Annotated in this window: 6 protein-coding genes, 1 tRNA gene and 1 rRNA gene; 7 read left to right on the plus strand and 1 reads right to left on the minus strand. The window is 25.7% G+C overall.

The window, feature by feature from the left end:
- From rrf to ACTNAO_RS12380, 6 genes are all read left to right on the plus strand, one after another.
- Positions 1-108, plus strand: a 5S ribosomal RNA gene (gene rrf / locus ACTNAO_RS12355); the annotation flags it as partial.
- A 5-nt stretch (positions 109-113) separates the two neighbouring features.
- Positions 114-189: transfer RNA gene (locus tag ACTNAO_RS12360), tRNA-Lys, on the plus strand.
- A 241-nt stretch (positions 190-430) separates the two neighbouring features.
- A complete protein-coding gene (locus tag ACTNAO_RS12365; protein WP_441029507.1) occupies positions 431-1,093 on the plus strand; it encodes a response regulator transcription factor in 663 nt (220 codons plus the stop codon).
- On the plus strand, positions 1,090-2,109 hold the full coding sequence (locus tag ACTNAO_RS12370) for an ATP-binding protein (RefSeq protein WP_441029504.1): 1,020 nt from the start codon (positions 1,090-1,092) through the stop codon (positions 2,107-2,109). Before ACTNAO_RS12365 ends, ACTNAO_RS12370 begins: the two co-directional genes overlap by 4 nt.
- Before the next feature lie 110 nt (positions 2,110-2,219).
- Positions 2,220-2,987 carry an ABC transporter ATP-binding protein gene (locus ACTNAO_RS12375; protein ID WP_441029501.1) on the plus strand — a complete coding sequence of 256 codons (768 nt, stop codon included), beginning with the start codon at positions 2,220-2,222 and terminating at the stop codon, positions 2,985-2,987.
- Positions 2,974-5,025, plus strand: a complete 2,052-nt coding sequence (locus ACTNAO_RS12380) for an ABC transporter permease (RefSeq protein WP_441029498.1) — start codon at positions 2,974-2,976, stop codon at positions 5,023-5,025. Before ACTNAO_RS12375 ends, ACTNAO_RS12380 begins: the two co-directional genes overlap by 14 nt.
- Positions 5,026-5,145: 120 nt before the next feature.
- Here the strand turns inward: ACTNAO_RS12380 and ACTNAO_RS12385 are convergent, their stop codons facing one another.
- Positions 5,146-5,898 carry a signal peptidase II gene (locus tag ACTNAO_RS12385; RefSeq protein WP_441029495.1) on the minus strand — a complete coding sequence of 251 codons (753 nt, stop codon included), beginning with the start codon at positions 5,896-5,898 and terminating at the stop codon, positions 5,146-5,148.
- 125 nt (positions 5,899-6,023) lie between these two features.
- On the opposite strand from ACTNAO_RS12385, the gene ACTNAO_RS12390 reads away from it, so the two are divergent.
- Entirely contained in the window at positions 6,024-6,830 is an 807-nt protein-coding gene (locus ACTNAO_RS12390; protein ID WP_441029492.1) for a pyruvate, water dikinase regulatory protein, read from the plus strand.
- The last annotated feature ends 819 nt before the right edge of the window (positions 6,831-7,649 follow it).

The following is a 7,649-nucleotide window of genomic DNA, read 5'->3' on the forward strand; positions in this document are numbered from 1 at the left end:
TATGGCGTAGAGGAAACACTCCTTTCCATTCCGAACAGGACAGTTAAGCTCTATAGCGCCGATAGTACTGCATGGGGGACTGTGTGGGAGGGTAGGACGTTGCCAGGTAATGTGGTTTACTAGCTCAGTCGGTAGAGCACTTGACTTTTAATCAAGGTGTCCGGGGTTCGATTCCCCGGTAAGCCACCATGAATTACTTTGAAAAAAGGAATTCTCTAATAAGAACTTGCTTAGCATTATATATAAAAAAGGGACTTTTTTAAGGTCTTTTTTTTATTCTTTAAAAAGCAGATTTAATTATAAGTCTGCTTTTTTTATATCTTTAATTTTTGTTTCGTTTTAATATTGCAATGTATATTATATGTAAAAGTGGTATAATATAGCCGATTAAAAAGAATGTAAATTTAAATATAAATTGAAAGGAGAAAAAATGAAAAAGATATTAATTGTAGAAGATGAAGCTGTTATTAGAAACGAATTGAAAACATTATTAGAAAATGCTGGTTATGAAGTAGCTTTAATAATTTCCTTTCATAATACTAAAGAACATATTTTAAAATCAAAAGCTGATTTAATTTTATTAGATATAAATTTACCTAATGTAAATGGAGAAATGCTATTAAAAGAAATAAGAAAGCAATCTAATGTTCCTATAATTATGGTTACAAGTAGAGTCGGTGAAATAGATGAAGTATTATCTATCTCCTATGGTGCAGATGATTATATTACTAAACCATATAATCCTACCATATTACTTTTAAGAATACAAAATATATTTAAGCGCATGGAAATTTCAAAAGATGATATGAAATATGATGGGATAATAGTAAATCCATCAAAAGGTATTTTGGAGTATAATAATGAAACATTACAATTAACTAAAAATGAAATGATAATTTTTACATATTTATTGAGTAATCGTGGCAAAATTGTAACTCGTGATGATTTAATGACAGATTTGTGGAATAATAGCGAGTTTATAAATGACAATGCATTAACTGTTAACATTAGTAGATTAAGAAGAAAACTACATGAATTTGGATTTGAGGATAAAATAGAAACAAGAAAAGGGCAAGGATATAAATTGATATGAATTTCAAAAAGTATTTATTAGATAAATTGCCACAACTAGTTACTTATACTATTGGATATATTGTTATTATTTTTATGCTTAATGCTTTTAAAGTAGAAAATGATTTAAAGGTAGCAATTACAATTGTGTTATCCATTATTGTTTTGTTTAATATAGTTTTTGATTATTTAAGAAAATATAAGTTTTATAAAAATTTATTAGATATTTTAGAAACATTAGATAAAAAATATTTGATTTTAGAGATGATAAATAAACCTAATTTCTATGAAGGAGAGTTGTTTTATCATGCACTCTATGAAATAAATAAATCTATGATTGAAAATGTAAAAAAATATAATTTAAGTGTTATAGATTTTAAAGAATATGTAGAAATGTGGATACACGAAGTAAAAATACCAATTTCTAGTTTGATTCTATTAAATCATAATAATAAAAGTTCTCTTGATAAAAGGTATATAGAACAAATTAGAAAATTAGATAATTATGTGGATCAGATTTTATATTATGTGCGTAGTGAAAATGCAGAAAAAGATTACATTATTAAAGAAAAAGATCTATTAGAAATAATTAAGAATGTTGCATTGAAAAATAAAGATGATTTGTTAGAAAATGATGTTAGGTTAGATGTTAATGTTTATAATGAAAAGGTATTAACTGATTCTAAGTGGTTAGAATTTATTTTAAATCAGATTATTAATAATAGTATCAAATATAAGAGAGAAAATGTAGAATCATATATAAGAGTAAATGTTGTTGAAGATAAAGATATAATTTGTCTAGATATTTATGATAATGGTATTGGAATACCTGAAAAAGATATATCAAGAGTATTTAATAAATCATTTACTGGAGAAAATGGAAGAACAAAGGCGAAGTCTACAGGAATGGGACTTTATATTTGCAAAAAATTATGTGATAAATTAGGTCATAAGATAACTATTGAATCAAAACAATTGGAGTATACAAAAATTACAATTATATTTGCCAAAAATGATTTTTATAAAATTAAGAATTAGTCTTTTAAAGTTGCTATGAACATTACAAAATTGTAATGTTCTGTAATATTAGAATAAGGACTGATTCTTATTTTTATATTACAATGTAGGCAGAAAGGAGAGAAAAGTATATGGATAATATTTTAAAAATTGATAAAATTGAAAAATATTATGGTAGCAAGTCAAGCCTTACAAAAGCACTTGATAATATATCATTTGATGTTGAAAAAGGAGAATTTGTTGCTATAATGGGAGCAAGTGGTTCTGGTAAAACAACTCTTTTAAACTGCATTTCTACCATTGATAAAGTAACATCAGGACACATTTATGTTGCAGGTGTTGATATTACAAAATTAAAAGGAAATAGCTTAAATAAATTTAGAAGAGAGGAATTAGGATTTATTTTTCAAGATTTTAATTTACTTGATACTTTAACTGCCTATGAAAATATTGCTTTAGCATTATCTATTCAGAATGTTCCTGCAAAAGAAATTGATGAGAGAATTAGAAAGGTTGCTAAGGAACTTGATATTAAAAAAATACTACAAAAATATCCTTATCAGATGAGTGGAGGACAAAAACAAAGAGTTGCTAGTAGTAGAGCAATTATTACTAATCCTAAAATGGTACTAGCAGATGAACCAACAGGAGCTTTGGATTCAAAATCATCAAAAATGCTTTTAGAGCAATTTGAATATCTAAATAAAAATATTAATGCAACTATTCTTATGGTTACACATGATGCATTTACTGCAAGTTATGCTTCAAGAGTTATATTTATCAAGGATGGTAAAATTTTTAATGAAATTCATAAGGGGACAGACTCAAGAAAAGAATTTTTTGATAAAATAATTGATGTTGTAACATTACTTGGTGGAGACTTGAATGATGCTCTTTAAATTATCAATCAAAAACATCAGTAAGAGCATAAAAGATTATACCATCTATTTCTTTACTCTTATACTTGGTGTTGCAATATTTTATGTTTTCAATGCAATAGATGATCAAACAGTAATGATGAATGTATCATCATATACTTATGAAGTTATTAAATTAATGAATAGTATTCTTTCTGCTGTCAGTGTTTTTGTATCATTAATACTTGCATTTCTTATTATTTATGCAAGTAGATTTTTGGTTAAGAAAAGAAACAAAGAATTTGGAATATACTTAACACTTGGAATGAGTAAGAGAAAGATATCACTTATACTGTTTTTTGAAACATTATTTATTGGAATATTGTCATTAGTTGTTGGTATTTGTCTAGGTTTTTTACTATCACAATTAATGAGTATATTAGTTGCCAATATGTTTGAGGCCGATTTAACAAAATTTAAATTTATTTTTTCATCTAGTGCTAGTATAAAAACATTAATTTATTTTAGTATTATGTATTTGGTAGTTATGATATTTAATACTATAAATATAAGTAGATGCAAATTAATAGATTTATTACATTCAAATAAAAAATCAGAAAAAATAAAATTGAAAAATCCTTGGCTTTGTACAGTAGTCTTTATTATTTCTGTTTGTGTTTTAGGTTATGCTTATTATAAGGTGACTGCGGGCATAAATGATTTATCAAATTATAGTGATATATTAATACCAATTGGAATGGGGGCTATATCAACATTTTTTATTTTTTGGTCTTTATCAGGATTACTTTTAAAAATATTTATGAGTATGAAAAAGACTTATTATAAAGGATTAAATAGTTTTACCTTAAGGCAATTTTCAAGTAAGATAAACACAACAGTATTTTCAATGACAATAATATGTTTAATGCTATTTATAACTATTTGTGTTTTGTCTAGTGCCTTATCTATGAAAAATTCAATGTCTGCAAATATAAGAAAATTAGCCCCTGTTGATGTTGAAATAAAAAAAGATATTCTTATAAAATCAGATGAATATAAATTAGAGCAAAAAGAAAATTCAAACATAACTGTACAAGATAGTTTAAAAGAATTTAATTTTGATATAGATAGTAATTTTAAAGATATAGCTGAAATTAGCACTTATGCTTCGAATGAAATTACAATAAAAGATACTTTAGGAAATTACTATCAAACAATGCAAGAAAAATATCCTTTTCTAATGTATGATATGACAGAGACAATTATGAAACTTAGTGATTATAACAAAATGGCTAAGCTATATAATTTACAAGAATATTCATTAAATAGTGATGAGTATATACTAGTATCAAATTATAAGGAATGGACTAAAATTCGTAATGAAGCACTAAAGATAGGTTCCAAATTAAATATAAATGATAAAAGTTATATACCTAAATATGCTGAATGTGTTGATGGTTTCATTGATATAAATGCAACTTATACTAATTTGGGATTTTTTATAGTGCCAGATAATGCTGTTTCAGAATTAATGAAAGAAGAAGATATTTTAATTGCTAATTATAGAGCAGATAATGATAAAGAAAAGAAAAATATTGAACTAAAGATAATCAATTTACAAAAACAAGATAAGTTTGAAAATACAACACTTAACATTGATACAAAATTGAGAATAAAAGAAAATAGCATTGGCCTTGGTGCTATGGTAACATTTATAGGTTTATATTTAGGAATTATATTTTTGATATCTTGTGCAGCAATACTTGCATTAAAAGAATTATCTGAATCTAGCGACAATATAGAAAAGTTTAACATGTTAAGAAAAATTGGTGTAGATGAAAAGATGATAAACAAAGCACTATTTAGACAAATTGGGATATTCTTTATGTTTCCTTTACTAATTGCAATTATTCATTCTATATTTGGCATAAAGTTCTGTGATTATATATTAAGTACCTTCGGAAGTGAGCAATTATTGTCATCAATAATTGCAACAGCTATATTTATAGTTATTATATATGGTGGTTATTTTTTGGTAACTTATTTGTGTAGTAAAAATATTATTAAGGAAAATAGATAATAAAATTAATTTGCAAACAAGTATTGGCAAATAGTTCCTGGTTGTTTTATATTTAATTATAAATATAAAAAAGAATTGTCACTAGTAGTTTTCAACTGCTAGTTTGACAATTCTTTTTTTTTATTTGCCTAGTAGTGAGCATAAATCTTCTTTAATAAAATATATGAATTTTTTTATACTAATTAAATCATCAGAAAAAGAGGAATTATTATCTGAGGATAAATATCCATTTTTATAAATAGAAGAAATAAAAAATAACATGCCCAAATTTATATAAATATCTTTAATATCAGCTACAAATAAATTACCTATTCCCATAAAATCTAAACTTCCACCATAAAATAATTTATCTATTAATGAACAAAGAGCTCCACTAAATATAAATAAGAAACACATATCTTCATGAAAACTTTTTGTATTGTTATTAAGATGTAAGTAGTATCTGTATATTTCTATAAATAAAAATAATGCTAGTAAATTAACAATAATAAGAATTGTGAAGCTGATGCCAGTATTAAATCTTGCATTAAGCCATGAACCATCTGTGTTAATTATTGGAGTAAAGTATAAAATATCATTAATTATGGTTATATTATCATTGAAAAAAAACTGTTTAATAATAATTTTGCTACCTTGATCTAGAAACATCAGAAATATAAATACTTTTAAAAACGTATTAAATGAAAAACCATAATTGTATTTAAGGCTAATTTCATAAAGTAAATAACCTATTAATGCAAGAAAAATTATAAGTATAATGTTGGCTATAAATATTGACATGTTTGTAATTCGTTTTGTTAATAATTCAAATAAAAAATAAGCACTCCACATTAAAGGAAGTGTCCATATTGTAAGTGCTTTTAAATGCTTCATAAAAAACCTCCCATATTATTAAGTTTACAATAATTTTAACACATTAGTTACTATAATTCACTATTAAGTAATTTATTATTGGGGTATAATTTAAATATTGAGATTAATTAAAGGGAGGGAAATTTATGTTAACTATTTATGCTGTATCAGATTCTATAGGGGAAACTGCTAATCAGGTTGCTGTAGCGGTGGCTAGTCAATTTAAAAAGGATGTTGAGGTGAAAAGAATACCATATATTAACACATTAGAAGATGTAGATGATCTTCTTAAAACAGTAGAAAAGTCAGAGCATGCAATGATTATTTCTACAATTATAACTGTAAATGTTAGAGAGTACTTAACAGAAAAAGCTATATATAAAAACATATTTGTAAATAATGTTTTAGGACCAGTTATAAATGTAGCTTCTACAATATTAAATGTATTACCAGAGTATAATCCAGGTGCAATGAGAAGCACAGATGAAGAATATTTCAAGAGGATTGAAGCAATGGAATTTGCAATGCAATATGATGATAGTAAAGATTATAGAGGACTTAAAAATGCAGATGTTGTATTAATTGGCTTATCAAGAACATCTAAGACACCATTATGCATGTATTTAGCAAATAAGGGGATTAAGGCTATTAATATCCCATTAGTTCCTGAGGTTGGTGTGCCAGATGAATTATATGAAATTGATAGAAAAAAGGTTTTTGGACTTGTTATTAATCCTATGCAATTAATTGAAATAAGAAAGAAAAGGTTAGATAAATTTCATAGGATACCAACTGATATTGAATATGCAGGCGATGCTAGAGTACTTGAAGAATTAGAATTCGCAGATAAAATTATGAGAAAAGTTGGTTGCAAGAAAATTGATGTAACACAAAGAGCAATAGAAGATACTGCACTTATTATTATAGAGGAATTATCTCGAAGGCATTCTTAAATTTTAAGGGTGCTTTCGAGATTTTTAAGTGTGGTCTGAAATATTTGCTTCATTTCCTATTCTTTATCACTTGCAACTTTGGTTAATTAATAATTAAGAATTAAGTCAGCCATTGCCGATACGCTTGGCTTAATTAATAATTGAGGACATTTTTACTCCTTCGTCGTAAAAATTTTAATTATATATTGTAGGGGTGGACAAGCTGTAGCTTCAGGATTTACATTTAAACTTGCAAAAGAGATAGGATAGTCTATTATGAGTGGTCAAGCTAAAATTTCAAGGCTTATACTAAATCATATATAAAAAACCTAATTATGATAATGCTTTATGCCTAGTTACAACAATTATTAATTATCTCCTTGGGAGATTGGCTTTAAGCGCAGTGCAAAAGCCACTTAATTATTAATTCTTAATTAATAAACTTATCCTGGTGTATTCTTTTGTGAAATAGTGAGAAAAAGATAGAAAATAAGAGTAAAAATAATTTATTTTAAAAAAATAGAGCATTATAGTTAATTGGTGAAAAATATATGTGGTATTATAAAACACGTCGCTGAGGCACACAAGTTTAAATCAAGTAAAGTTTTTGATAATAAACTTAAAAAGTTAGCAAAATTTGAGTTAAAAAAATTCAAAAAAATGTTGACAAGTGCTGAAACAAGTGATAAGATAAGGAAGTCGCTTGAGGGTGACACAAAAACCACTAAGAGTGGTAATGGTCTTTGAAAATTGAACAGAATAATAAGTTAAGAACCAGCAATTCTTTTATTAGTAAGTTTTATGAGCAGTCTTAGAAATAAGACTTAGAATCAAACTTTT

Source organism: Clostridium sp. HCP1S3_C6 (assembly GCF_052066735.1).
Taxonomy (GTDB): domain Bacteria; phylum Bacillota; class Clostridia; order Clostridiales; family Clostridiaceae; genus Clostridium.